The 1,003-nt window shown below is 36.2% G+C and carries 1 protein-coding gene; it reads left to right on the top strand.

Annotated elements, in window-relative coordinates:
• The coding region (gdhA, locus tag EKL98_RS17500) for an NADP-specific glutamate dehydrogenase (protein ID WP_126563284.1) at window positions 1-1,003 on the top strand (1,003 nt) is incomplete at both ends.

Raw genomic sequence — 1,003 nt, 5'->3', positions numbered from 1 at the left:
ATGGAAGTTGCTGAAACTGTTATTCCATTTATTGAAGAAAATAAAAAATACCAAAACAAAATGCTCTTGGAAAGAATGGTCGAATCAGATCGAATCATTATTTTTAGAGTGGTTTGGATTGATGATATAGGTAAGACACAAGTAAATAGAGGCTATCGAATTCAGATGAATTCAGCCATTGGACCCTATAAAGGAGGAATTCGTTTTCACCCTTCGGTAAACCTAAGCATTTTGAAATTTCTTGCTTTCGAGCAAACTTTTAAAAACAGTTTAACTACATTGCCTATGGGTGGTGGAAAAGGTGGAGCAGATTTTGATCCAAAAGGGAAATCAGATAATGAGGTAATGCGTTTTTGTCAAGCTTTTATGACCGAATTGTCTAAACATATTGGTTCTAATACGGATGTTCCTGCTGGAGATATTGGTGTTGGTGGTAGAGAAGTAGGATATATGTTTGGTCAATACAAAAGACTCAGAAATGAATTTACAGGTGTTTTAACTGGAAAAGGAATTTCATTCGGAGGGTCTTTAGTCCGACCTGAAGCAACTGGATACGGAAATGTATATTTTGCCAATAGTATGTTGGTGACAAAAGGTGATAGTTTTTCAGGCAAAACAGTAGTTGTTTCTGGTTCAGGAAACGTAGCGCAATATGCTGTAGAAAAAGCAACTCAATTAGGAGGTAAAGTAGTTACAATGTCTGATTCTGCAGGGTATATTTATGATGCCGATGGGATTGATGCTACGAAATTGACCTACATAATGGAAATAAAAAACGAGTTAAGAGGAAGAATTAGTGATTATTTAAACAAATATCCTAATGCAAAATACTTTGCAGGAAAACGTCCTTGGGAAGTGAAATGCGATATTGCATTGCCTTGTGCCACACAAAATGAATTAAACCAAGAAGAAGCCAAAATGCTTGTTGCCAATGGTTGTATTTGTGTTTCAGAAGGAGCTAATATGCCAACGACACCAGAAGCAGTACATGTTTTCCAAAAAG

It is taken from the genome of Flavobacterium bomense, from assembly GCF_003970355.1.
Note: the sequence above shows the minus strand (reverse complement) of the source record. Positions and strands in the feature narration are given on the sequence as shown.